The sequence below is a fragment of the Micromonospora sagamiensis genome (assembly GCF_014680085.1).
Classification (GTDB): Bacteria; Actinomycetota; Actinomycetes; order Mycobacteriales; family Micromonosporaceae; genus Micromonospora; species Micromonospora inyonensis.
On sequence record NZ_AP023438.1, the window covers coordinates 2541011 to 2566764 of the forward strand.

20 protein-coding genes are annotated in these 25754 nt (G+C 73.5%); 7 read left to right on the forward strand and 13 right to left on the reverse strand.

The features are described from left to right. The first annotated feature begins 2 nt into the window (after window positions 1-2). Window positions 3-242: a hypothetical protein gene (locus IGA62_RS10965; RefSeq protein ID WP_145815159.1), complete on the forward strand. Its 240-nt coding sequence runs from the start codon at window positions 3-5 to the stop codon at window positions 240-242. Window positions 243-499: 257 nt separating this feature from the next. Here IGA62_RS10965 and IGA62_RS10970 read toward each other — a convergent pair whose 3' ends face one another. From IGA62_RS10970 to IGA62_RS10985, 4 genes are all read right to left on the reverse strand, one after another. Continuing rightward, window positions 500-946 carry a hypothetical protein gene (locus IGA62_RS10970; protein WP_232624951.1) on the reverse strand — a complete coding sequence of 149 codons (447 nt, stop codon included), beginning with the start codon at window positions 944-946 and terminating at the stop codon, window positions 500-502. 254 nt (window positions 947-1200) lie between these two features. Beyond that, window positions 1201-1641: a hypothetical protein gene (locus IGA62_RS10975; protein WP_145815158.1), complete on the reverse strand. Its 441-nt coding sequence runs from the start codon at window positions 1639-1641 to the stop codon at window positions 1201-1203. Between the two features lie 128 nt (window positions 1642-1769). Next, the gene (locus tag IGA62_RS10980) at window positions 1770-6125 is read right to left on the reverse strand and encodes an FtsK/SpoIIIE domain-containing protein (protein ID WP_145815157.1); all 4356 of its coding nucleotides are present in this window, start codon (window positions 6123-6125) and stop codon (window positions 1770-1772) included. 48 nt (window positions 6126-6173) lie between these two features. Then, the gene (locus IGA62_RS10985; RefSeq protein ID WP_145815156.1) at window positions 6174-6524 is read right to left on the reverse strand and encodes a WXG100 family type VII secretion target; all 351 of its coding nucleotides are present in this window, start codon (window positions 6522-6524) and stop codon (window positions 6174-6176) included. Window positions 6525-6693: 169 nt separating this feature from the next. Between IGA62_RS10985 and IGA62_RS10990 the strand changes: the two genes are divergently transcribed. From IGA62_RS10990 to IGA62_RS11000, 3 genes are read left to right on the forward strand one after another with little or no spacing between them, the layout of a single operon-like run. Continuing rightward, entirely contained in the window at window positions 6694-7059 is a 366-nt protein-coding gene (locus tag IGA62_RS10990) for a hypothetical protein (protein WP_145815155.1), read from the forward strand. Window positions 7060-7064: 5 nt separating this feature from the next. Then, entirely contained in the window at window positions 7065-7880 is an 816-nt protein-coding gene (locus IGA62_RS10995; protein ID WP_145815154.1) for a hypothetical protein, read from the forward strand. After that, window positions 7877-8620 carry a hypothetical protein gene (locus IGA62_RS11000; protein WP_145815153.1) on the forward strand — a complete coding sequence of 248 codons (744 nt, stop codon included), beginning with the start codon at window positions 7877-7879 and terminating at the stop codon, window positions 8618-8620. Before IGA62_RS10995 ends, IGA62_RS11000 begins: the two co-directional genes overlap by 4 nt. 47 nt (window positions 8621-8667) lie before the next feature. Here IGA62_RS11000 and IGA62_RS11005 read toward each other — a convergent pair whose 3' ends face one another. From IGA62_RS11005 to IGA62_RS11025, 5 genes are all read right to left on the reverse strand, one after another. Then, window positions 8668-10737 (reverse strand): transglutaminase-like domain-containing protein, encoded by a 2070-nt coding sequence (locus tag IGA62_RS11005; protein WP_145815152.1) that lies wholly within the window; start codon window positions 10735-10737, stop codon window positions 8668-8670. After that, the gene (locus IGA62_RS11010; RefSeq protein ID WP_198501221.1) at window positions 10734-11888 is read right to left on the reverse strand and encodes a DUF58 domain-containing protein; all 1155 of its coding nucleotides are present in this window, start codon (window positions 11886-11888) and stop codon (window positions 10734-10736) included. The genes IGA62_RS11005 and IGA62_RS11010 overlap by 4 nt, the downstream gene beginning before the upstream one ends. Continuing rightward, on the reverse strand, window positions 11885-12865 hold the full coding sequence (locus tag IGA62_RS11015; protein WP_232624952.1) for an AAA family ATPase: 981 nt from the start codon (window positions 12863-12865) through the stop codon (window positions 11885-11887). The genes IGA62_RS11010 and IGA62_RS11015 overlap by 4 nt, the downstream gene beginning before the upstream one ends. Window positions 12866-12900: 35 nt before the next feature. Then, window positions 12901-15126: a serine/threonine-protein kinase gene (locus IGA62_RS11020; protein ID WP_145815151.1), complete on the reverse strand. Its 2226-nt coding sequence runs from the start codon at window positions 15124-15126 to the stop codon at window positions 12901-12903. Between the two features lie 63 nt (window positions 15127-15189). Beyond that, window positions 15190-15765, reverse strand: coding sequence for a hypothetical protein (locus IGA62_RS11025; RefSeq protein ID WP_198501223.1), 576 nt, complete (start codon window positions 15763-15765; stop codon window positions 15190-15192). Window positions 15766-15967: 202 nt separating this feature from the next. Between IGA62_RS11025 and IGA62_RS11030 the strand changes: the two genes are divergently transcribed. Beyond that, entirely contained in the window at window positions 15968-18544 is a 2577-nt protein-coding gene (locus IGA62_RS11030; RefSeq protein WP_190289277.1) for a PASTA domain-containing protein, read from the forward strand. 73 nt (window positions 18545-18617) lie between these two features. Here the strand turns inward: IGA62_RS11030 and IGA62_RS11035 are convergent, their stop codons facing one another. Beyond that, entirely contained in the window at window positions 18618-20315 is a 1698-nt protein-coding gene (locus tag IGA62_RS11035; RefSeq protein ID WP_145815148.1) for a bifunctional metallophosphatase/5'-nucleotidase, read from the reverse strand. Window positions 20316-20649: 334 nt separating this feature from the next. Here IGA62_RS11035 and IGA62_RS11040 point away from each other — a divergent pair, with 334 nt between their 5' ends. Next, window positions 20650-21447: an alpha/beta fold hydrolase gene (locus IGA62_RS11040; protein WP_198501224.1), complete on the forward strand. Its 798-nt coding sequence runs from the start codon at window positions 20650-20652 to the stop codon at window positions 21445-21447. 93 nt (window positions 21448-21540) lie between these two features. On the opposite strand, the gene IGA62_RS11045 is transcribed toward IGA62_RS11040, so the two are convergent. Next, window positions 21541-21741 carry a hypothetical protein gene (locus tag IGA62_RS11045; protein ID WP_145815147.1) on the reverse strand — a complete coding sequence of 67 codons (201 nt, stop codon included), beginning with the start codon at window positions 21739-21741 and terminating at the stop codon, window positions 21541-21543. 498 nt (window positions 21742-22239) lie between these two features. Further along, entirely contained in the window at window positions 22240-22920 is a 681-nt protein-coding gene (locus tag IGA62_RS11050) for a histone deacetylase (RefSeq protein ID WP_232624953.1), read from the reverse strand. 169 nt (window positions 22921-23089) lie between these two features. Between IGA62_RS11050 and IGA62_RS11055 the strand changes: the two genes are divergently transcribed. Continuing rightward, complete coding sequence (locus IGA62_RS11055; RefSeq protein WP_145815146.1) at window positions 23090-24556, forward strand: sensor domain-containing diguanylate cyclase; 1467 nt, start codon at window positions 23090-23092, stop codon at window positions 24554-24556. Window positions 24557-24687: 131 nt separating this feature from the next. Here the strand turns inward: IGA62_RS11055 and IGA62_RS11060 are convergent, their stop codons facing one another. After that, window positions 24688-25749 (reverse strand): aspartate-semialdehyde dehydrogenase, encoded by a 1062-nt coding sequence (locus IGA62_RS11060; protein WP_145815145.1) that lies wholly within the window; start codon window positions 25747-25749, stop codon window positions 24688-24690. Window positions 25750-25754: the final 5 nt, after the last annotated feature.

Consider the following 25754-nt stretch of genomic DNA (forward strand, 5'->3'; position numbering starts at 1 on the left):
CGGTGACCGCGCCATTCCTGTCCCTGGCCCAGATCCGCAACCGGCTGATCCTCACCACCCGAGCGATCCTCCGCGACCACCAACCCGGACCCGACGGACGCTGCCCGATCTGCCGGACCACAGGCTGCCCGGTGGCGACCGCCGCCCGCAACGTCCTCCGCACCGCCGAGGAAGTACAGCAGCGGAGTACAGCAACCAAGCCGACCGCACCCGACCCGGACGAGCCCCAGCACGCCGGATGACCTCGCATGACACCCGTTCCGACCGTCCCGCCGCCAGTTCGGGACGAAGAGATCGTCAGTTCGAATCCGGCCACCCGACCATGTGAGAGGGCACATCATATCGACGGAGGCACCCTCTCAGTGCTTTGCAACGGACCGACCATGACAAGTCGATCTGGTCGGCTGCCGGTTTGTCGGGCTCGGAACTTGCGTCACAGATCAGTCCCCAGGGACGTGCGTGACAGGCCGGCTGAATGATCTAGGCCAAGGCGGGCAGGTCATCGTACGGTGAAGCCGCCGTGACTGACGGCCTGTCTCAGCCAGTCAAGCCAGGCCAACCACAGCTCATCCCGCTCCAGATCTACCCTCAGCCTCAGTGACGACGCCTGGTAGTAGCTCAGCGCTTCATCAACCTCTCTTGCCCCTACCAGCCACGGGCCGTTGCTCATCAGCTTGAACTCCGGGATACCTGTCCTTCCAGCGATCGTTTGGGCCGAGGCCGCCCGTTCGGCCTCGTTGTACTCGTCACGCCGGCTCTGATCGGCAGAATGCCAGTCCTCGATGCCATCGAACGGCCAAGCGGGAAAGGGCTGCGGGGTTGCCTGGTAGGTCATGCCCGTCCGGCGCATACCGTCACGGCAGACAGCCATGCCGGCGATGTTCAGGCGGAACTGATAGGCAGCCGCAAGCGACTCGTACTCCCCGAAGCATGGAGGAGCGTGCACGCACAGATCCCTCAAGTCGCAGCACGTCTCGAACCGCAAGCGAGCAGTCGCAGCAGGTTCGGGTAGATCAGCCCACTCAAGGTCGTAACTCACTGAAACCCCCTTTGCAGTCGTCAGGTGAGAGGGCACATCCAACCGACGGATGCGCCTGACGACGTGCGGATGCACGTCCAGGTTGGCGAGCGGCTTCGGTCAGGATGCCCGTCAGCCCGTCGACGGCGAGCGCGATGCTCGCCGATCGGAGGCGCTTCAGGTCAGGCGCGCGTGAACGTGAGGTCGAAGTCCTTCCGCCAGGACTCGCCCCCGTCCTCGGACGCCTCCCAACGGCCGAGGATCCGGTCCTGCTCGACGTCGGCGATGAAACGCTGGTGGAAGTCCGGATCCCGACGGGTCATCGTCCAGTGCCCGCCGTCGAAGGTCATCGCGAACTCGCGGCAGACGCCGCGGTTGTCCTGGTAGAGCGCGACGAACCGATCGTTCGCATCGCTGCGTCCGAGGACGAGACTCATGTCGGATTGCGCTTGCCCGTTCCCGCCGAACTCCGACCGCACGACCAGTAACGACTCCCCGAGCCACGTGACGGTGGTGTTGCCCGGCACCTCGGTGCCGGGCGGTTCGAGGAACCAGGCGTCCGAAATCGTCGTCGTCCACTCGCCGACGAGGCCGCTGAGCCTCGCCATCTCGGTGTTGCGCATCGTTGCCTCCGATCGGTCCGGCGCTACCCGGTGCGTCCGCGCCCAGGGTCAGGGTATGGCTCGCGGGAGCCGGGAGACGCCAACCTCGCGCGCGTTTGGCCAGTGCTCCCTGGGCACCGACCGGGTGGCTACCCGTGTGGCACCTGCACGGCGACGGCCTGCCCCCGCTGCACCAGGAGGGCGCGTCCGGGTGGCCAGCCACCGCTGGTGGAGCGCGGGAGCTTCACGCTCAGCACCTCGCCGTCCACGTACGATGCCGGGTTCAGCAGGAGGCCCGTGCGTGCCTGACGCACGGCGGCGAGCCAGCCTCGGTAGTTGTGCAGTGCCAACTCGTGGGTGGTACCGGCGGCGACGACGAGGTTGCCGTCGTCCCGGGCCGTGCGGGTGAACCGGTCGAGCACGTCGGCGGCGATGCCGTCACCGAGCCGTTCGGCGTCGTCGACCACCACCGCGAGGGGACCACGCGCACTGGCGAGCGCCTCGTCGATCTGCATGTCCAGCGATCCGCAGAGCGCCCCGACGACGCCGGGCAAGCCGACCAGGTCCATGAGGGGCGACGGGCGTGGGCAGCAGAGCAGCACCCCGAACCCGCCGGTCCCGCGCCCGGCCAGCGACGACACGATCGCCGCCAGCGCGGTGCTGCGCCCGGACCGCGGTGGGCCGGCGACCAGGAACGCGGCACCGGCGTCCGCGAGGTCGACGTCGACCGGCCCCAGGTCGTTGCCGCCCGCGCCGACGGTGCACGTGGCGGGCGTACGAGGGACCGCCACGGCGCGCAACCCGGCCAGTTCGGCCGAGGTGATCGACGTGGGGAGCCGGTCGACGCGTCGGGGGCGGACCTCCGGGTCGAGCCGCCCCCAGCGGGCGTCGAGCCGGTCGGCCAGCTCCTCCACCGCCGCCGACTGGGCCGCGCCGCTCGGGTCGGGGGCGAGGAGCGCGAGCTGCACCTCCGTCCCGGACGGTACGGCCATCGCCCGCCCCGGCGGCATGGTGCCCGGCATCGCGCGCGGGTCGGCCCCGAAGACCGCCACGTCGTCGGGATCGGCCTGACGCAGGACGAGCCGGGTGGCCGCCGCGCTGCCGAGGCGGTGCGTGAAGCCGGACCGGTCGGTGGTGAGCGCGACCAGGATGCCGGCGGCCGCGCCGCGCCGGAGCAGGCCGTCGAGCGTCTCCACCAGCTGGCCCCCGTCGGTCTCGGCGTGCCGGGCGTGGAAGGCCTCGTACTGGTCGATCAGGAGTACCAGGTAGGGCAACCGGTCGGTCGGCACGGCTGCGGCACGTTGCTCGTGCAGTGCCGCGTGGCCGCCAGCGGCCAGCAGCTGAGCGCGACGGGTCACCTCGGAGGTGAGCACGTCGAGCAGTCGTACGGCCCGGTCGGTTTCGGTGCCGTCGACGTAGGCACCGCAGTGCGGCAGGCTTTCGAGGGAGGCGAGCGCGCGGCTGCCGTAGTCGAGGACGTACAGGTGGAGGTCTGCCGGGCTGCTGCCGGCGGCGAGCGAGGCGGCGAGGGTGCGCAGCGCCGTGGACCGCCCACTGCGCGCCATGCCCGCGACCACCACCGGCGCGGCCTGCTCCAGGTCCAGCAGGAACGGCGGCTGCGCCTGGCTCGTGGGAAGGTCCGCGAGCCCGAGGTGAGCGGTCGCCGGAGCGGCGTTGTCCGCGTCGAGCGCGACGGTGACCTGCTCGGGCAGGGGTGGCAGCCACGGGCTCGGCGGTGCCGTGATCCCCGTGCGCTCGGCGGCCACCCGTACCGCCGACACGAGAGCCGCCAGGTCGGTGGCGGTGGCGGCGTCCCCGCTGGCCGAGGCGTCGGCCTCCGGGCGGGGACGCCCCAGCTCGGTGACCCGGCGCCGGCTCACGCTGACCTGTGCCGCGGCGGTACGGGCGCGCGCCGCGTCCTCCCGGGGCCAGCCGACCCGGGCGCACTGCAACGTCGTCAGGTCACTGTGCCCGGTACGCAGGTACGCCCGGCCGGGGTGCCGGCGGGAGATGCGTGCGGCGTCCGGTACGTCGATCACGTCGGTGCTCTCGTCCTGCCGGGTCACCCGCAGACAGAGGCGGAGGTTGACGTTGGCCCGGATGTCCGCGTTCACCACACCGCCCGGGCGCTGCGTCGCCAGCACGACGTGCACGCCGAGGCTGCGACCGCGCATGCCGATGCCGACCACTCCGGTGACGAAGTCGGGAATCTCCTCCACCAGCGTGGCGAACTCGTCGATCACGATGACCAGCCGGGGCAGCCGCCCGCCGGTGCGGGCCCAGAAGTCCTCGATGTCCTTCGCCTCGGCCTCGGCGAGGACGGTCTCCCGCCGACGTAGCTCGGCCGAGAGGGAGGCGAGCGCCCGGTCTGCCAGCTGGCCGTCGAGGTCGGTGACCATCCCGACGCAGTGTGGCAGCTCGCGGCAGTCGGCGAACGCGCTGCCGCCCTTGTAGTCGACCAGCACCAGGTTGAGCGCGTCCGGTGTGTTGCCGAGCGCGAGCGACGCCACGAGGGTCTGGAGGAACTCGGACTTGCCGGCGCCGCTCGTGCCGGCGACCAGGGCGTGTGGGCCGTCCCGGCGCAGGTCCACCGCCACCGGTCCGGCAGCGTCCGCCCCGATCAACGCCACGGTGCTCCGCCCGTCCGGTAGTGCCGCCCACCGCGCCATCACGTCCTCCGGGCGCGGCTCGGTGCCGAGGCCGGCGAGTTCCAGGTAGCGCACCTGCTCGGGCAGGTCGCCGTCGTCACCGAACCGCGCACCCAGCACGCGGATCGGCGCCAGCGCGTGGGCGATCCGCTCGGCGAGGGCCTGCGACAGGCTGTCGGCGAGCACGTCCTGGTCGGGCAGGTCCGGACCGGAGACCCGTACGCGGGTGCCGGACGCGCCGACGACCATCGTGGCGCGGCACTCGTCCGGCAGGGTCGTCTCCGCCTCGTCCAGGCAGAGCGCGTAGATGCCGGCGGCCGGCCCGTCGGCGAGCAGCTCGGGCAGCCCGGACAGGCCCCGCAGCCGGCGGGCCCCGTCGAGCACGACCAGCATCCGCCGGCCGGCCGGCGGGCCCCCGCGCAGGCCCGCCCGCATCTCGGCACGCCGTTCCGCCACGATCCGGTGCAGCTCGGCGATGCGCGCCTCGGCCTGCTCCCGGTCCGTGGCGACCATCCGGTGGCACGCCAGGTCCGGGCGGTGCGGCAGCGTGTGCGGCAACCAGCTGGTCCACTCCCATGCCGCTGCCTCGTCCCGCCCGGTGAAGAGCACGATGCCCAGGTCGTTCGGCGCGTGGAGGGTCGCCGCCTGCGCGAGGAGCGCCCGCGCGACCGGCAGGGTCGCCGCTCGCGGCCCGGCCAGCCCGACGACACCGGCCAGGCCGAGGTCCACGGCGACCGGCACCGCGTACACCGTCGGCACCTCGCCGGCATCCGCGCCCGCACCGGTGAGGTGGACGTCCGCCGGCCGGTCGGTCAGACCCACCCGCATGCGCCCGAAGTCGGCGTCGTCCGGGCGCCGTTCGAAGAGTCGGGCGGTCGGACCGGTCGCGATCCGTACCACCGCCGCCGGGTCGGGCAGCGTCTCACGACCGGCCCGCTCCTCGACCACCGCGATCTCCCGGAGCCGCGAGTGGGCGGCGGCGAGCGCGGTCTCGTACTCGTGCAGCTTCTCCCGGTACTCCCGGCGGCCACCGCGCCGTTCGGTGACGACGTGCCCGATGGCCATCAGCGGCGAGAGCGCCAGGAAGACCAGGTAGTACGCGGAGCCGGGCAGCAGGGCGAAGACGACACCGGCCAGCAGGAGCGGCAGCAGCACGGTGACCAGCGGAAACCGGACTCCCTTCGGCTTCTCCGGCTGGCCCGGTACGGCCACCTCGGGACGCCGCCGCGCGGGCGGGATCCGGGGCGGGCGGTTGAATCGGCGTACGCCGCTCGTGGGGTCGAGTTCCAGCTCGGTGGTGGCCGGGGCACGCCGGATGGCCACCATGGACTCGCCGACCCGGACGAGGTCACCGGCGGGCACGGAGGTGTCCGGGCCGATCCGGTGCCCCCGCCACCCGGTGCCGTTGCGCGAGCCCGCGTCCGTGATGGCGACCATCTCCGCCTTCTCCAGGCGGATCTCGGCGTGGCGGCGGCTGACCTCCGGATCGTCGAGCACCAGGTCGACGCCGGGCGCCCGGCCCACCACCAGGGGCCGACGACCGTCCGGCATCGGCACGGTGGTGCCGGACGCGGGGCCGCCCACCACCGCCGCCTCCCAGCGGGACGACACCTCCGGTACCCGGGCCCGCTGCGGCACGAACGTCAGCCGCGCTCCGGTGCCCAGTGGCGTGTCGGCCAGCAGCCGCTCCGGTGCCAGGCGCTCCGCCCCCAGGAAGGGCATCGTGCCGGGCGGCACCTCGACGGAGCTCCGGGCGAGCGCCTCGACCAGCGCACCGACGGTGGCTGCACCGCCCGCCCGGATCAGCAGCGGCGTCGCGGTGCCCTGGGCGTCGACGACCGTGACCTCGTACTCCATGCGACCGTGACCCCTCTGGGCGGGACGAGCTGAGCCGGTGACCGGGAATCAGTGAGCGAAGTCGATCGCCTCGGTGTCGCGAGCGTGCGCGTGCATCGCGGTCTCGGCGTCCTTGAGCGCGAGCTTCATCCGCTCCAGCACCGGCGTGAACTCCTGCATCGAGTGCTGCATCCGCTGCATGCCCGGACGGAACTCGCCCTCCCACAGGTTGTCGAACGACGTCGCGCGTCGCCCCTTCCAGTCCATGCCCTTCACGCCTGCGGTGAGCGTGCTGATCATCCCCTGCATCCGGTGGATGCTGGCGTTCATGTCGCGGATCAGCGCGGTCGTCTCCACGTCCGCCTGGTGGCCGAACTTCCGGCCCAGCTCGTGTGCCTGCGCCGGGTCAAGCTGGTACATCCGTTGTCTCCTGTCCGTCGAGGGAGGCCGTGGACACCGGCCAGAGCCGGATCCGACGTTAGGAGGCACCGGTGCCCCGGCGGAATCGGAAGGGTTCCCCACCGGCCCCGCTCCCGGCTGGGGAGGGCTTCCGATAGTCGCGGCGGTTGTACGCGGCCATGCTGAGGGCGTGAGCAATGTTGCCGCCCTCAGCGCGCGGGTGGATGCCCTGCGCAAAGACGTCGCCGAGGCCGACGGCTACGCCCAGGCGTGCCGGACCACGGCCAGCCGGCTCGACGGGACAGTCGCCGCGCTCTCCGGCACCGCCGTCCACACCGGATCGATGCGCTCCCGGTCCGCTCGGGTCGAACGCGCCACGGGCCGGGTCGAGAGCGCCGCGGACGCGATCCGCTCGGTCCGGTCCGCGCTGGACGGCGCGTGCGACGACCTGCACGGGATCGCCCGCAGGTACGAGCGCAGGGCCGACGCCGCCCGGGCCGATCTGCGGGTCGCCCAGGCCCAGCTCGCGGCGGCCGTGCAGAACGGGGCGGGGTGATCGGCATGGGTGTCTTCGGTCCACGGATCTTCGTCTTCGACGAGCTCTTCACCGCCGACCAGACGCTGCGCGGCCAGGCCCGCGCGGTACGCGAGGCCGCCGGTGACCTGACGGTGCCGGCCGGTGACCTGCCCCCGGAGGCGCGCTCCGTCCTCAGCGGACTGGGCGCGCTGCGCGGCCGGCTGGAGCGGGCGGCCGACGCCCTGACCGAGGCGGCGACCACGCTGGGGCAGATCGGCGCCGCGGCCCAGCGCGCCGACTCGGCCGGCTGGCTGGCCGGCTTCGGCGCGTCGCTGCGGAGCAACGTGCTACCGCCCGGCGCGCACGGTCCGCTCGGCCCGTACCCGTGGGTGTTCGGTCGGCTGACGTCTCTCAACAGTGCCGCCGGCACGATGCTGCGCCACCGCTACGGCTATCCCTGGGTCAAGGACGGCGACCACTGGCGGGTCAACGGCTCCGGGCCGAGGCTCCATCCGCGCCTGCGGACCTGGGCGGACCGGGCCTCGAAGGCGGGCAAGGTGGCCGGTCCGGCCGCCATCGCCGCCAACTCGCTGAACAACCGGCTACGGGACGGAGCGAGCCTGCCGAAGGCGAGCGCCGGGGCGGTGGGCGAGTCCGCCACCGTCTTCGGGTGCGCGACCGCCGGTGCCAAACTCGGTGCCGCCGCGCCGGTACCTCATCCGCTGGCCAAGGGAGCGCTGGCGGTCGGCGGCGGAGTCGTCGGCGGGGCCGCGTGTTCCGGCCCCGGCAAGTGGGTGGGCGACAAGGTCAGCGGCGGCGCGAGCAAGGTCGCCGGCTTCGTCGGGAAGATCCTGCCGTGAAGCCGCCGAACATCGTCCGGCTGACCAGCGACGAACTCACCGCGATCGCGCACGGCCTCGGTGCCACGCTGTTCCCCGGGGTACGGGCGAGCTGCTTCGACGCCGTCGCCCCGGAGCAGCACCCGTTGCTGGCCGACGGCTTTCTCATGTCGCTCGTCGCCCGTGGCCTGCTCGCACCGGACGCCGACGGCGTGCTGTGGCCGGCGGACGAGCTGGCCGCCCTGGTCGCCACCGTGGCGAACCACCGGGTGCACCTGACCGTCGAGCAGACCATGCCCGCGACCCATCCGGACACGGTGCTGCGGTGGGAGGTCATGGCCGGCGGGGCGGGGGTCGTACGGCACCTCGTCGACGACCCGATCCACCACTTCGAGATCGACCCGGCAGACGGCGACCTCGCCGCCCGCGCCGAGGCGACGGTGGCGGAGCTGGTCGACCGGTCGGCCGGTGTCGGCACGCCCGGCCGCCGGCAGCGGTGGGGCCGGCGGTCGCGCCTCGCCGACGTCGTGCCGGCGCCCGGGGAGGGCTGGCGGCGGGTGACCCTGCTGGCGCGGGCCGACGGGGACGAGCGCAGCCGGGTCGAGGGCCTCCTGGGCGTCCTCGACGGCGGCCCGGGCCAGCTGTGGCTCGTGCACGACGAGACCGGAAGCGACGACGACGAGGCAGTGGTCGCCGTGCCGGCGTCGAGTGCCGAGGTGGACGCCGCGCTGCGCGCGCTGGTCGCCGTACCCGTGCGCTGAAGCCCTGCGGGACGCCCCCGGCGGTGATCGCCGCCGGGGGCGTTCCGTCATCTCCGCAGCGGCCGGGGGTCGAGGAGCGCGCGTAGCCGCCGGGTGAGCGGCATACTCGACCGCACCTGGCCGTGCACCCGCGCCGCAGCTGCCCAGGCGTCCGCACGCATCGCGGGCCCGGGTTCCTCGGGTGCGTACGCGGCCCGGTCGACGGTCGCCGCCAGCGCCGGCAGCCCGCCCAGCGAGCCGGCGATCCGCACGACCTCACCGGTGGTCTGCGCCGGCCCGACCCGCACACCGGCCTCCTGGAGCCGGTCGAGCGTCTCCCGCCACGCCCCGATGACGGCGAGCCGGTCGGAGGGCGCATGCCGGCGACGGAGCCGGCGGACCGCCTTGGCGGTGGGCGCAGCGGCGACGAGCAGCACCACGAGGGCCGCGACCAGCCCGAGCACCAGCGGCGTGGCCGTTCCCGTGCGGCCGGCCCGTCGGTTGGCACTCGACTCCTCGCGGTCGTCGACCGCGACCTCCGGTTCGCCCGGCGGTGGGGGCTGCTCGGCCTCCTGGAGCGGGTCGTCCAGCGGCGCGGAACGGCTGATGGTCCGTGGCGCGTCGGGGCGGGTGCCGATCGGGTTGGCCCGTGGACTCGGGTCGACGCCGATCCAGCCGAGGTCGGCGAAGTGCACCTCGACCCACGCGTCCACGTCCCTGCCCTCGGCGACGAAGGCATCGCCGTCGTAGCGGGGGCGCAGCCCCATCACCACCCGGGCGTCGTAGCCCAGGTGCCGGACCAGTGCGGCGAACGCGCTAGCGTACTGCTCGCTGGTGCCGCGCTTGTCGGTGAGCAGCCGTTGGATGCGGAAGTACCCGTGCCCGCCGGCGGCCTCGGCCGACTGGTCGTACCGGAATCCGCCGGCTTTTCCGGTGAACGCCCGGTAGAGCGCGAGGATCTGGTCGGACGCGGCCGGCTGGCCCGCCACGGCACGGTCGAGGAAGGCACGCACCTGTGGCGGGAGCGCCGGGAGCGGTGAGCCGGCCACGGGGACCGGGTCGGCCACCAGGATCTCGTCCAGGGTGGCTTCGGTGATCGTGGAGGAGGCCGAGTAGGCGGCCGGCGGCGCGGTGTCGTCCGGCACCGCCACGTCGCCGGTGGCCTCGTCGACGCCGAGGCCGGGCCGGGAGACCTCGGTGGGACGCCCGGCCGTGACCAGCCAGTCGAGTTCACCGGCGTCGACCCGCACCTGCTGGGCGACGGTGACCCGACGTCCGTACGGCTCACGCGCGGCGGGCAGCTTCTTGCCGGCCCGGCGGAAGTCCCCGCCGACGGTCCAGTAGACGCCGTCGAACCGGGTCAACGTGGCCATCCGGAGGAGCGTGCCGGGACGGGAGCTGGTGCCGGTGAGACGGAGCACCCGGGAGCCGTCGCGCAGTGCCAGGTACTGCTGGAGCGGGCTCACCCCGCTGCGGGGCAGCACCGGGGCGGCCACCAGGCCACGGACGTCGGCGGGAGGGCGACCGAGGCTCGGCGCTCCCGGGCCGAGGAGCGCGGCGGCCGCGACCGCCACGACCGCAGTCAGCGCCCCACCGGCGAGCACCCCCGGTGGTGGGGGCTCGGCCCGCCCGGCGACCAGCAGGGTCACCAGCAGGGCGACGAGCGGGAGGGCGTACCAGGCGGGCAGGGGTGGGCCGGCGGCGCCCAGTGCCAGGGCGAGCACGAGGCAGGCGAGCGGTGGTAGGGCGGCGGACAGGGGGCGGGCGGCGTACGCGGCGAGCAGCCCCGCGGCCAGCGCCGACCAGCCGGCCACCACCGCCGCAGCCGCGAGCGGAGGGCCGGTCGGCTCGGCGGGTACCGCGCCGGTGAGCAGTTGCCACGGCCCGTGCACCAGGCCGACGCCGCTGCCGGTGGCGACCGTCGCGGCGCTCGCCACCGCGACCGCGCCCACCACCGCGACCACGGTCGGCGGTGTGCGCGGGAGGGCCACCGCTGCGACACCGGCGAGAGCCGCCGCACCCCACGCCACCGCCACCGCCACCGCGAAGGCACCGGACATGCCCCCGAACGCCGGCCCGAACGCGAACCCGCCCAGCGCGCCGAGCGACACCGCGACGAGCACCCGGAAGAGCCTCATCCCACGTCTCCGTTGATCATGCGATGCCACGCGGCGGTGGCCTCAGCCGCCGAACGGGCGGTCAGCATGGCCATGCCCGGCCAGCGACGGATCCCGCTGGTGTCGGCCGCCGGGTCGATCACGGTCACCACGACGGGCGAGAAGCGGCGGCGCTGCTCGGTCAGCCGGGCCATCGCGGCGGGCCCGAGCGCCCCGGTCACCGCGACCAGCGCGCCGCCGGCGGCCATCCGGTTGAGCGTCTCGACCAGGGCCGCCGAGTCGTCCCGGGTGGCCAGCGCGAGCCGGTCGAGCGAGCCCGTGGCGCCGGCTGCGGCGACGTCTGCCGGCCGTTCGCCGAGGATGTGCAGCACCACCGGGCGGCCGATGTGCTCCACCGCGCGCACCACGGAGGCGGCGAACTCCACTGCCTCCTCGAACGCACCGGCGTCGAACGACGAGGGATGCGTGTCGAGTACGACGGTCGTGGTGGGCTCGGTCGTGTCGATGTGCTCCCGGACGGTCAGTACGCCGGTGCGGGCGGTGGAGCGCCAGTGGATCTGGCGGGGGTCGTCGCCGGGGACGTACTCCCGCAGTGACGAGAAGGTCACCGTGCCCAGCCGGGCGTTGTCGGTGGTACGCCCCTCGTAGTCGAGCACGACACCGACCGGGAGCGGCCGCATCTGGTGCAGTCGCGGATGCACCCACAGCACGCCGTCGGCGGTCTGCCGCTGCCGCCAGGCGAGGAGTCCGAGCGGGTCCCGCCGCTCCACGGTCAGCGGGCCGAGCCGCAGCCGCCCGCGCCGGTCGGCGCGCACCGTGAAGTGGACGGTACGCCGCCCCCGCCCGGCCAGCGCGCGTACGGTGAGCGGCACCTTCTCGTCACCGACCAGGTCGAGCGCGGTGAACCCGGGCGCCGGCCAGCGGGACGTGTTGTACACGTCGAGCCGGCCCTCGACGGTTTCGCCGACCGTCACCCGGTCCGGCCGCACCGCTCGGGCCAGCGTGACCGAGGGGCGGATCGCCACCGCCACGGTCGCCGCGGCGAGCATCGCCAGCCCTCCGACGGCCAGGACGACGAGCAGCTGGTAGCCGAGGGCCACGCCCGTCGCGTACGCCACCACCGCGCCGGCCGCGACCCCGATCCCGGTGCCGGTGACCGTCAGCCGCCTCACGTCCGGCCCGCCGCGACCGGGGTCGGCACCCGTACCGTCTCGAGGACCTCGGCCAGCACGGCCGCTGCGGTCACGCCACGGACCTCGGCCTGCGCGGCCACCACGAGCCGGTGGGTCAGCACGGCCGCCGCCGTGGCCTTCACGTCGTCGGGTACGACGTAGTGCCGGCCCGCGCACACCGCGTGGGCCTGGGCCGCCCGCAGCAGCGCCAGACTTCCCCGGGTGCTCACGCCGAGGCGGAGCGCGTCGTGGCGGCGGGTACCGTCGGCGATCGTCGCGATGTACCGGGCGATCTCCGGTGCGGTGTGGATCGTGGCGACGGTACGGCGTACCCGGTCGATCTGCTCCGGCGAGGTCACCGCCCGCAGCACGGGTACGGCGGCGCTCGCCCGCCCGGTGAGGATCTCCTCCTCCACCGCCAGGTCGGGATGCCCCAGCGAGATCCGCATGAGGAACCGGTCGAGCTGGGCCTCGGGGAGCCGGTAGGTGCCCTCCAGGTCGATCGGGTTCTGGGTGGCCACCACGAGGAACGGCGACGGTACCCGGTGCGCTTGGCCGTCGATGGTGACCTGGTCCTCCTCCATCACCTCGAGCAGCGCCGACTGGGTCTTCGGGGAGGCCCTGTTGATCTCGTCGGCGACCACCACGTTGGCGAACACCGGCCCGGGGCGGAAGTCGAAGACCCGGCGCTCCGGATCCCACACGGAGACCCCGGTGATGTCGGTCGGCAACAGGTCCGGCGTGAACTGGATGCGCTGCGAGATCCCGCCGATGCTCGTGGCCAGCGCCTTGGCCAGTGAGGTCTTGCCAGTACCGGGAAGATCCTCGATCAGCAGGTGGCCACCGGCGAGCAGGCACGAGAGCGCCAGCCGGACCGCTTCCGTCTTGCCGCGCAGCACCTGCTCGACGTTGGCGGTCACGGCGTCGGCGACCGCGCGCGCGGCGGCGGCGTCCTCCGGCATCCGGAAGTCGGACATGGGCGCAGGGTGCATGGTCATTCGGTCTGCCGTCCTCACTTGCTCTTTGGGGGCGTGCACGTGGCGGGCGGCACGTCCGGCGGGGGCGTCGCGGTGACACCGACCGCGACGACGACGAAGCACGACTGGCGACCCGGTCGCAGGCCCGTGACCCGGTACGACGTCTCGCCGCCGGACAGCTTGGACGACACCGGACGGGCGCGGTCGCCGCTCACGTCGAGCACGAGATAGCCCTCGAAGCCGGGCAGCCGGTCCGCCTGGGCACCCCAGGTGATCGTGCCACCGCCGGCTGCGTCGAGGGTCATCACGGCGGGCACCGGATACGGCTGGGCCACCGGCGGTGGTTTCGGTGGCGGGTCGGGCGACGCGTCCCGGACGGCCAGCCCGACGCCGGCGGCGAGCCCCACCACCACGGTCGCCGCCAGGACGACGACGGGGCGCCGGGAACGGCGGGGCGGGGGCTTCGCCTCCGGCTCGCGCAACGGGCGGGCCGAGGTGACCGTCATCGGGGCCTCGACCGGTGTCGACTCGCGCGACGACGGCGCGGGCGGTGGCGCAGCCGTCTCGCCCACCGGCCCTGCCTGGGCGAACGCGGCCCACCGGGCGGCGACGTCGGCGGCGGGCGGGCGCTGCTCCGGCGCCTTGGCCAGGCACGCCGCCAGCAGCTCCCACACGCTGTCGTCCAGTCCGTCCGGGCGGGGTGGCGAACCGTCGAGGTGGGCGCGGACGAGCGCGTCGACGCTGTCCGCGCGGAACGGTGGCCGCCCGACGAGCAGTTCGTAGGCGGTCACGCCGAGCGAGTAGACGTCGGCCGCCGGCGTGGGTGGACGGCCGGCCACGAGTTCGGGGGCCAGGTACGCCGGCGTGCCGATCGGCTGCGTGTGCGCCGCGCCCGCGACCGCCCGGGCTATCCCGAAGTCGGACAGCAGCGCGACCTGTCGCCCGTCGCGCCGGGTGACGAGCACGTTGGCCGGCTTGACGTCCCGGTGCACAAGGTCGGCGGCGTGTACGGCGGCAAGCCCGCCGGCCGTCTGGGCCAGCAGTTCGGCCGCGTCGGCGAGGGGCATCGGACCACGCTGGGCGACCCGGTGCAGGTCCTCGCCGTCGACGAGGTCCATGACGATCGCCGGTACGCCGTCCTCGACCACCAGGTCGTGCACCCGCACCAGGTGGGGATGGCGCAACCGCAGCAGGACCCGGTACTCCCGGAGGAACCGGGCCACGGCCCGCTCGTCCTCGCTCAGCCGCTCGCGCAACACCTTCACCGCGACCCGGTCGCCGTCGGCGATCCGGCGGCCGGCCCACACCTCCCCGCTGGCACCCGAACCGATCCGGTTCTCCAGCAGGTAGCGGCTGCCCAACTGCCGCGTCACCGGCGGGCCGGCAGAGGCGGCGGGTGGGGCGACGGCGGGCGGGGCGGCGGCACGGAGCGCCCGGGCGAGGGCGGCGGGGGTGGCGGGCCGGTCGGCGGGATCGCCGGCGAGCGCGGTACGCAGCACGTCGACGACCGGCTCCGGCACGTCCGCGCGCATCCGCGGCGGGGCGGCGAGCAGGCGAGCCAACGTGGCGGGCCCCCCGCCGTACGGCGGCCGGCCGTCCAGCAACGTCCACAGCAGGCAGCCGCAGGCGTACACCTGGGCGGCGGGCGTCCACTCCTCGCCGCGGAGCACCTCCGGCGGCTCCAGCCCGGTGCCGGTCCCGAGCGACGCCTCCAGTTCGACAAGTGCCGGCGGCAGTGGTGTGCCCAGCACGATCCCGCCGCTTCCGGCGGGATGCAGTCCGTACGGCGGCCCGAGGACACCTCGCTCGGCCAACGCCGCCAGCCCGGCCGCAGCCGACTCCGCCGCCGCCACCACCTCGGTCAGCGACAGTGGACCGGCCAACTCGGGACCGGGCCGGGGCAGGAGGAGGTACGGCCGGCCGGCGTCGTCCACGCCGTGATCCACGATCGGCAGCACCACCGACGGGTCGATGCCGGCCAGGATCGCCTCCAGCTCGCCGCACTCGCCCCGGATACGGCGGGACAGGACGGAATCGAGGTCGGCGGTGACCACCAGGAGCCGCAGGGGCCGCCCGTCGACCCTGCTGACCGCTGGCGCGGTGGCGACGGGGGTTCCGGACAGGGGTTCCAGCAGGCCCACGTCAGGAATGGTGGGCAGCGACATGACCAGGGTGCTTACCTCGTGGCGATCGGCATCCGCCGGATGACGGAAACGGGGGTGCTGCTCGCGCATCACCGTACCGCAGCTGCTGGTGTCCATAGGTACGCGAGATTAGGAGCCGACGACCGCCGCGGATATGGGAACGGCTCCCCAGCACCGGTCCTACCGGTGGATCAGGGGCAGGTCGTCTTTTGTGATCAGCTCGGTGGTCAACGCGTATTCGGCGAGCGCGTGCAACGCGTTCCAGCCCTGGAGGTTCGGCACGCCCGCCCGGTCCAGCCGCAGCCGCAGGTACTCGATCCGCTTGACCAGTGTGGTGCGGGGCCAGCCGAGCCGCGCCGCCGCGGCGGCGTACGACTTGGGGTTGGGGTCGTACCGGTCGCCCTCCTGGAGGTAGCCGGCGAAGAGCGCGACCAGGGCCAGCCGGTCCTGGTCGTTGACCAGCACGCCCGCGCCGGCCGAGGTCGCCTGGCCGGTCGCGACCGCGACGATCGGCGGGCTCACCGGCTCCGGGGCGTGCAGCACCAGCTCGTGGCTGCGCGCACCCTCGACGATGACGCGTAACCGGCCCTCGACCACCGCCCGGTTCCCCGGGGCCAGCACGTTGCGCAGGCCGAAGCGGTCGACCGTGGCGAGCGGACGGCTGCTGCTGTGGTTGGTCAGGAACCAGACCGAGCCCACGCACTCCACCGCACCGGCCAGTCGTGAGATCGCCGCGTCGTCCGGATCGATCTGCACGGTGCAGGATTTTCCCCGGCCGAATGTGAACGATTCCTCGGGCGCGATGTCGTATTGCGTGTCACCTGCGACAACTCGCAGGTCGCGGTCGCCCATGGGGTGCACTCCTCACCGGTCTTGGGGACCCCTACCCATTCAGGAGGCCGCCTCCACTTTGTAGCCTGGCCGCGCACGCGGGCAAATCGGCTGAAGGAGATCTCCAGTGAGATTGACGTGGTTGCGCGGCCCGACGCGCCCCGCCAGCCGGGCCGGAGCCGCACTGCTCACCGTCGTCTCCCTCGCCGGCGCGCTCGCCGCGGCCACCGGGATCGGATACACCGCCTCGCGTCCGCTGCTCGACGACGGATCGGCGTACCTGGGCAAGGGGCACGAGGTCGCCCACGTGAACGGCGAGACCCGCAAGGCCGACGCCGAAACGGCGATGCGGCTGGCCACCGGCAAGGAACAGCTCCAGACGGTCCGCCTGCCGGACGGCCGGATCGTGACCGTCAACAAGGCCACCGGCAAGGTGTCCTACCTGGATGCCGCCACGCTGACTCCGGACGCGGAGCCGGACGACCGGCCCGACTCGCGGGGAAAGATCGAGCCGGTGCCCACCGACTCGGACGGTTACCTGGTCGACCGGGAGCAGGACACGGTCGGGAAGATCACCGTGCCGGGCAAGCCGGCGCCCGAGCCGGTACGCGTCGAAGGTGGCATCAAGGCGGCGGTGCCCTGCGCCGACTCGGTCTGGGTGGTCACCGAGAAGCACGAGGTCATCGAGGTGGTCGACGGCCGGGAGGTGCGCCGCGTCCGGCTCGGCGCCCCGCTGCTCGGCATCACGGTGGCCGACTCCCATCCGGTCGCGGTCACCGAGGACGGCACCGCTTACCTGGTCGACGGCGAGGAGCCCCGGTCCGTCGGCAGGCTGGGCGTCTCCGGGCCGGCCGTACGTCTCGGCGCGTGGACCGGTGCGGGCCGGCAGATCCTCGCGGTCGACCCGAAGAGCCACCGGCTGGCGGTGCTCGACCCGCGCAACGGTCGCGGCTTCACCGTGGCGCTGGAGGCGGGCGAGCACGCCGAACTCGCCGCGCCGGTGATGCTCGGCAGGTTCGCGTACGTACCCGACTATTCCGGTCCCCGGCTGTGGAAGATCGACCTCACCCGCGGCAGGGTGGCCGGCGAGCCGATGGACGTGCCGGGCCAGCGTGGCTACTTCGAGCTCAAGGTCACCGGCAAGCGGGTCTGGGCCAACAACCAGTACGACCGGCGCGTGCTCGTCGTCACCGCCGACGGCCGGAAGGACTACGCCGACAAGGGCGCCGGACCGGAACTCACCGACACCGAGGGGCCGACCGGACCGCCGAAGGAGGGCCCCGGCACCGGCACGAAGAACCCGCCACCGGACCGGCCCCCGGCACCGCAGGGACCACCACAGGGGCCACCGAAGAGTACGGGCGGTAAGACGGTGTCCGTCCCCTCGTTCGCGCGGGGAACGTCGTACCAGGAGGCGTGCGACCGGCTCACGGAGCTGGGACTGCGCTGCCGGCCGGTGGCGGTGGGCGAGGACGAGCCGGGGCTCGACGCCGGCGACGTGCTGGAGACGAGCCCGGCGGCGGGACGGCGGGTCCCGGTGCCGAGCCGGGTCGTGGTCCGGTACGTCGGTCCGCTCCGGACGCCGAGCGTCATCGGCTCCTCCCACCAGGAGGCCTGCCGGCAGATCACGTCCGTCAAGCTCACGTGCACCCGGACGACGGCGGCCGACCCTGCCCTGACGCCCGAACAGCTCGGTCTCGTGTCGGAGCAGGCTCCCCAGGCGAACACCGAGATCCGCCGCGGTGCCACGGTCACGGTCACCTACCGCGACTCGATCGCGCTGCCGAGCTTCGTCGACCAGGCGTTCGGCGAGGTGTGCACCCGGTTGGAGCGGCTCTACGAAATGAGGTGCCAGGCGGTCGCGGGCGACCCGGCGACGGGTGGCCGGCAGGGCGGCCAGGTGCAGGCCCAGGACCCACCGGCCGGCACGGTGGTGAAGATGAACGCGACGATCACGGTCCGGTACTACGTGGGCGAGACCGCGCCGGCCAACGTCGTCGGCACCAACATCGATGCCGCCTGCGCGGCGATCGAGGCCCAGGGGCACGTCTGCGTACGGGCCGAGGGGCAGTGCGCCTGGGGGACCGGCCACGCCGTCGGCGAGGTGTCCGGCCAGACCCCGGCTCCCGGCAACCCGCTGCCGGTGGGCACCCGCATCACGTTGACGTACTACAGCGACCAGTGCCCCCTCGGGGACTACCGTGGGCAGGGCCCCGACGCCGCCTGCAACGCCATCAACGCCAGCGGGTTCGCGTGCAACCCGGTCGCCGTGCTGCACCCCACACCCGGGGTGGTCCTCGCGCAGGACCCGCCGGGCGGCACGCCCCGGATCGGCACCCAGGTCACCGTCCAGCACGCGCCCTGGGCCCCGGTCGCCACGGTCCTGCACGGCTCCGCATACCCGGTCAACACCGCGATCCCCAGCCCGCGCCTCGTCTACCACTACACCTGCGCCAAGGGGGGCAACCAGTGTCGAGGGCTACCGCGTAACGAGTTCTACTCGGCCGTGCCGCCCGGCTCCCCCACCGTCGACAGCGACTTCACGGGCACCCCGTACGCGGTGCTGATGACGTGCGGCACCGCGCCGGGGCAGAAGCGGGTCTGGCGGACCTGGAACGGCGGCTCACCGCGCTATTACCAGCACGTCCTCTCCGAGGCCAGGCCGGCGGCCGACGACAGTGAGGAACTCGGCTGCGTCTGGTGAGGACGCCGGACCGTACCCGAACGGGCGACGGGCCCCGGAGCAGGTGCTCCGGGGCCCGTCGTGGAACGAACCGTCAGGCGACCGAGATCCGGTCCAGCGCCGGGGCGGCGATCGGCGAGTTCGACTTCAGGTACGCGATCAGCGCGTCCAGGTCGATCATGCCGGTGACCCGGTTGGTGCCCTGCGGCAGGACGCTGAACCCGTCGCCGCCGCCGGCCAGGAAGCTGTTCACCGTGATCCGGTAGGTGGCGGAGGTGTCGACCGCCGTACCGCCGATGGTGAGGCTGCCCCGGACGACCCGGCTGCCGGCGCACGGGTCGGCGGTCGGCGCGGTGGCGCCGTTCGGGTCGACGACGTAGCGGACGGACGCGGACGGGTAGAGCGTGCGGCCGACCGTGAACTGCTGCTCGAGCAGGCAGTAGAGCTGCGCGCCGGTCAGGTCGAGCGTGGTCAGGTTGTTGGCGAACGGCTGGACCGTGAACGCCTCCTCGTACGTCACCTGCCCGGCGTCGAGGTCGGCCCGGACGCCGCCCGGGTTCATGAACGCGGCGACCGCGTTCTGTTCGCTGTCGGTGGCGGCGAGCTGCGCGTCGGCGATCACGTTGCCCATGGCGGACTCGCCCAGCGTCGTCCCGTACAGGGTCTCCTGGGCGCGGGTCAGCGGACCGCTGGTGCTGCCGACGACCTGGCCGGCGATCGGGCCGAGGACGTCCTTGTACCGGGTGATCAGCGCGGTCTGCGCCGGGTCCTTCGCGACGTCGCGGGTGACCACGACGTTCTCCGCCTGCATGGTGAGCACGTCGCCGGTCCGCCGGTCGATCTTCAGGTCGATGTCGGTGACCAGCCGGCCGAACGAGCTGGCGCTGGTGACCAGCTTGCCGCCGATCTGGCAGTTGTACGCCTGGTGGGTGTGGCCGCTGACGATCACGTCGATCGACGGGTCCATCCGCTGGGCGATGTCCACCACCGGGCCGGTGAAGCCGACGCAGTCGTTGATCCCGCCGGCACCGGCCTGGTTGCCGCCCTCGTGCAGCAGCACGACGATGGTCTCCACGCCCTTGCGGCGCAGCTCGGCGGCGTACCGGTTGGCGGTGACGGCCTCGTCGGTGAACTCCAGGCCGGCGACGCCCTCCTGGCTGACGATCTGCGGAGTGCCCTCCAGCGTCATGCCGATGAAGCCGATCTTGACGCCGTCGACCTTGTGGATGGCGTACGGCGCCAGCAGCGGCTGTCCGGTGGCGGTCTTGAAGGCGTTGGCCGACAGGTACTGGAAGCCGGCTCCCTCGTACGGGGTGCCGTCGGCGCAGCCGTCGACCGGGTGGCAGCCACCGTTCTGGATCCGGAGCAGCTCGTCCGCGCCCTCGTCGAACTCGTGGTTGCCGACGCTGGCGTAGTCGAGCCCGGCCAGGGACAGCGCCTCGATGGTCGGCTCGTCGTGGAACGCGGCAGAGAGCAGCGGCGACGCGCCGATCAGGTCACCGGCGGCGACGGTGATGGTGTTCTTCTGCTTCCTGCTCTCCTGGCTGAGCTGCTTCAGGTAGGTGGCCAGGTATTCGGCACCGCCCGCGGTCTGCCCGGCGATGGTGCCGCTGGACCCGCTCGGCGGCTCCAGGTTGCCGTGGAAGTCGTTGAGGGCGAGCAGCTTGACGTCGACCGGCTTCGGGCCGGCCGGTTGGGCCTGGGTGGGGGTCGCGGCGACCGCGCTCAGCGCTGCCGCGGTGAGCGCGGCCAGACCGAGGGCGGTCCGGCGACGCATCCCGGAGACGGACATGGAACTCCTCGTGAATCGGTGCGTGGGGCCGGTCGCGGTGCTGTCCGGCTGCCCTGATCCGTACCGTTGCAGTAGTCGCTCGCAGGTTGCGGCACTGGGGGTCGCCGTCCTGCCGGGACAGCCTCTCATCCGCGCCGCGATCGGTCGACCGGTCGAGTACAGCGGAGCTTCGGATACGTTCGGCCACCTCCGGCGGTCGGACGGACGGTCCCGGCATGACGGGCGGGTGAACCCGGCTTGTCCCCCTCGACCGGCGGGCTGCCGCACGCCGCCGGGAGCGGTGCCGGCGGGGCGGGCGCGGGCGGTTGTCGTACCGGCGCGGTAGGAAGGGCGGGTGACCACCACGAACCGGCACGTGCGGACGGTGCGCTCCGCCGACGGCACCACGATCGCCTACGAGACCTCCGGGGAGGGGCCGCCGATCGTCCTGGTCGGTGGTGCCTTCAACGAGCGGACGACCGTGCAGCCGTTGGCCGCCGCCCTGGCACCGCACTTCACCGCGTACGCCTACGACCGTCGGGGGCGCGGCGACAGCGGGGACACCCTGCCGTACGCGGTCGACCGGGAGGTCGACGACCTCGCGGCACTGATCGGGGCGGCCGGCGGCGCGGCGTACGTCTACGGGCTCTCGTCGGGGGCGATCCTCGCCGCCCGGGCCACCGCCCGGGGGCTGCCGGTCACCGGCCTCGCCCTCTTCGAGCCGCCGTTCGCGGTGGACGGGACCGCCGGATCCCGACCGGACATCTCCACCACCCTGGCCGAGCTGATCGCGGCGGACCGCCGCGCGGAGGCCGTGGAACTCTTCATGACCTCGGCGGTGGGGTTGTCGGCCGAACAGGCGGCCGGCATGCGGAACGACCCGAGCTGGCCGTTCCTGGAGCGGATGGCACACACCCTGGTGTACGACCTCACGATCACCGCCGACGGCGCCCTTCCCCGGGACGAGCTGGCCGCCGTCACGGTGCGCACCCTGGTGGTGGACAGCACGGCGAGCCCGGACTGGCTACGACAGGCGGCCCACCGCACGGCCGAGGCGGTTCCCGGCGCCCGGCGGCTCAGCATGACCGGCGGGTACCACGAGGTGCCCCCGGCCGACCTCGCCGTCGAACTGCGCCGGTTCCTCCTCCGGTGACCGGGCGGTTCCTCCTCCGGTGACCGCCGGTTCGGGTGAGGACCGCCGCGCCGGCCTCCCGTCAGAGCCGGCGCGGCGGTGGCTTCCGCCGGGTCAGCGGCAGGCGTAGCTGCCGCCCGAGCCGCGGTACGGCCGGGCCGGGTTCTCGATGACGGGATCACCGCCATCGTCGAACGGGCCGAAGCGGCCGGCGTCCCGCTGGTCGCGGGCTGCCAGGTCACGCAGCGCCCAACGCCCCGCAGAAGGCATGCGCCTGTTGATGGGAAGGTTCTCGTCGTTCAGGCTGGTGTTCACGATTCCCCCACATTCCGAAAGCCGGCGACGCTCCCGCCGGCACGGGATCCCGCGTTTCCGCGAGAATGCCTGAGGCTATCGATGGTGATACCAGTCGTGGACAGTAAGAAAGCTGCGAGGGCAACTAACAACTAGGCGGTTGATCAACCGCAACCGAACGGCCCATACGACTCAGGCGATCGGCGCACACCTATGCACTGAGGGTGATCGCGCAGGTCGGCACCGGTGAGCCCTCGCCAGAGCACCTGGCGACGGCCAGGAAAGGGGCGACCGGCCTACGGGTGTGACCACGCCAACAACCTTCGGAACCGGTTTTGGGTACGCGATTCCCAGGAAATACGCAGGCAGGCGCACCCTCGTCGTGATTCCGGCAGGAACACGGCTGCCACCGGTACTCGCGCGTAACATGTTCCCGCCATCGGACTGTGTGATGACGCCCACGTCGACGACGTGTGTCGACTGTGGACACACGAGGAAACGACGATACGGCATCGACGGTCAGCCGGGCCATGGCGGGCCCGCCGGTGGAGCCGGGTCGACGTCGGGCCGGGCCGTCGCGCACCGGACCGTCTCGGTCAGGGCAGCCGGATCCCAGCGGCCGGCCACCCCGGGTCGCGCCGCGAGGTACTCGACGATCCGGTCGGCGGTCCAGCCGTGCGACTCGGCGAGTCCGGCGGCGAGCACACCGAGGTAGGCCGCGGCGGGCGGATTCCACGGGACGTCGCCGGCCCGCCAGGGTGCGGTGAACGTCAGCAGCGGGTACCCCTCCCGGTCCCCGGCGCAGACCAGGGTCTCGTACCGGCCGGGACCGAGCGTCACCGCGCCCCGCTCCACGGCGGCGGCGAGCAACGCCAGGTCCGCGCCCGGTGGGCGGTACATCTCCTGCGCGGCGACGTCGGCGAACTGCCCGGCGGTGAGGAGGTACGCCCGGGCCGCGACCGTGCCCGGCAGCTCCGGGTCGTAGAAGGCCATCCCACCGGTCCAGGCCCGCGACTCGCCCGTGAAGTAGATCCCGCCGGGAAGGAGGACCGGAACGCTGCGGCGCGGCGGACGCCGGTCCCGGCATCCCGGGTACGTCCGCAGCCCGCCGGGCGGCCGCCCGCCGCCGAGGTAGCAGCCGAGCCGGGCGGCGTGCAGATTCGAGCCGTACGCGACGTACCACACCAGGTCCGACGACATCGGCACCTCCCTGGCCGCCCACGGTAACCACCGTCGGCGTCCACAGGCTGCGTCCACAGCCTGTGGATAGAACGTGTGTACGAGAAGCCGGGCGGTCATCGTCGCCTGGGTACCCTTGGTCGCGCGGCCCGTGGCCGCTCACCCGCCCCCGACCTGGAACGACGCCCGCGTGGACCTGGACCGAGTCATCCGTGACGTCACGGTGCGCCTCCCGATGGCGTCCACCGCGGTCGAGGCGTGCCAGTGGACCGTCAGCACCCTCTCCCGGTACGCCCCGGCGACCATCTCCGTCCTGCTCCAGGTCCACGACCGGCTGCGCTGCGTCGCGGCGACCGGCTCCTGGCAGGTCTACGCCACCGTGCCACCGAAGGCCGGAATCGTCGGCCGGGTCTACGCCTCGGGCACCGGGGTCACCGTGGCCCGGGTCGCCGACGACCCGGACTACCTGCCCATCCGGCCGGACGTGACCGCCGAGGTCTGCGTACCGGTGGTCGACCCGGCGGGCCGGCCGCTCGGCGTGCTGGACCTCCAGTGGTGCGAGCCGGTGGAGCTGGGCCCGTGGCGGGAGACCGCCGAGCGGATCGCCAACCGGCTCGGCGCGCGGATCGTGGCCCTGGGCGGCCCACCGGCCGAGACGCGCAGCGAGAAGATGCTCCGGCACGCCGCCGCGCTGACCGCCGCCCCCACCGAGTGGGAGCTGATGACCGCGGCGATCTGCGCGGCCCGGGACGTCTCCACACTCTCCGCGGCCGTGCTGGTCCTGCCCGGCCCGGACGGACCCCGGCTCGGGCGTGACCCTCGCCAGGACGAGCATGCCGCTCTCCCAGGAGCAGGTGCCCCACCCCGCGCGGCGGGCGACCTGGAGGACCGGGTACGGGCCGAACTGGTCGAGGCGGGTCCGGGGCCGCTGGGCCGCATGATGATCCGGGCGCACCGGTACGGTGCCGGCTACACCCTGGGCGAGGCCGGACATCCGCCGGTCGAGGACCACCAGCCGCTGGCCCGGGCCGGCGTCCGCACGCTGATCACCGTGCCGGTCGGGCCGCCCGACGACGGTGGTGTCCTGCTCGTCGCCGACGAACGGCTGCTCCGGCCGGACCCGACCACGGTCAACCTGATCGAGTTGCTGGCCGGCCAGGCATGGACCTGCCTGGACCGGCTGCGCACCCTGGCCCGGCTACGCGAGCGGGCCAGCTCCGACCCGCTCACCGGGCTGCGGCACACGGGGCCGTTCGGCGAGCGGATCGCCACCGCCACACCGGGGCGTACCGCCCTGCTGGCGATCGACGTGGACGGTTTCAAGAGCGTCAACGACACGTACGGCCACCAGGCGGGCGACCGGGTGCTGATCAGGCTCGCCCGGGCCATGGAGGCCGCGCTGCGCCAGGGGGACGAGCTGTACCGGGTCGGCGGGGACGAGTTCGTGGCGGTGATCGAGGTCAGCCGTCCGGACGAGGCGGTCCGGATCGCCGAACGGCTCGCCCAGGCGGCCCGGAGCATCGGCCGGACGATCAGCGTCGGGGTCGCCCTGCCCCGGCGCGGAGAGTCTCCCGAGTCGACGCTGCGCCGCGCCGACCAGGCCCTCTACGCGGTCAAGCGCCGGGGGCGGGACGGCGTCCAACTCGCCGCCGCCTGAAACACCCTCAGCACCTGAGCACCTGAACGCCTCAGCGCCTCAGCGCCTGAGGTGGTAGCAGGGGACCCCTGCTCATCAAAAAGCGGTAACAAGGGTCCCCTGCTACCACCCGACAGAGCGGTGGCCGCCGTTCAGCGGGTGCGGAACTCAGCGGCGAGCAGCTCGGCGATCTGCGCGGTGTTCAGGGCGGCCCCCTTGCGCAGGTTGTCGCCGGTGACGAAGAGATCCAGGGCCCGGGGGTCGTCGAGGGCGCGACGGATCCGGCCGACCCAGGAGGGGTCGGTACCGACCGCGTCGATCGGCATCGGGAACTCGCCCGAGGCCGGGTCGTCGACCAGGATCACGCCGGGCGCGTTGCGCAGCGCCTCGCGGGCGCCCTCGGCGTCCACCTCGGCGGCGAAGACGGCGTGTACGGCCACCGAGTGCCCGGTCACCACCGGGACCCGTACGCAGGTGGCGGAGACCTTGAGGTCGGGCAGGCCGAGGATCTTGCGCGACTCGTTGCGCATCTTCATCTCCTCGGACGACCAGCCGCCGTCGGCGAGCGAGCCGGCCCAGGGGACCACGTTCAGCGCCAGCGGCGCGGGGAACGGGCCCAGCTCGTCCCCGATCGCCTGGCGGACGTTGCCCGGACGGGAGCCGAGCGAACGGTCCCCGGCGATCTTGCCGAGCTGCGTGTGCAGGGTGTCCACGCCGGCCTGACCCGCCCCCGACACCGCCTGGTACGAGGAGAGCACCAGCTCGCGCAGGCCGTACTCGCGGTGCAGCGGCGCGATGGCGACGATCATCGCGAGGGTGGTGCAGTTCGCGTTGGCGATGATCCCCTTGGGGCGGTTCCGCACCTGCTCCGGGTTGATCTCAGGAACCACCAGCGGAACGTCGCGGTCCATCCGGAACGCCCCGGAGTTGTCGACCGCGACCGCGCCCCGGCTGACCGCGACCGGCGCCCACTCGGCGGAGACCTCGTCCGGCACGTCGAACATGGCGACGTCGACGCCGTCGAACGCCTCCGGCGTCAACGACTGGACGACCAGTTCCTCGCCCCGGCAGCGCAACCGCCGCCCGGCGGACCGCGCCGAGGCGATCAGGCGGATCTCGCCCCAGACGTTCTTGCGGGCCGAGAGCAGTTCACACATCACGGTGCCGACCGCACCGGTCGCCCCGACCACGGCGAGGGTGGGCAGCGACGCCATCGGCG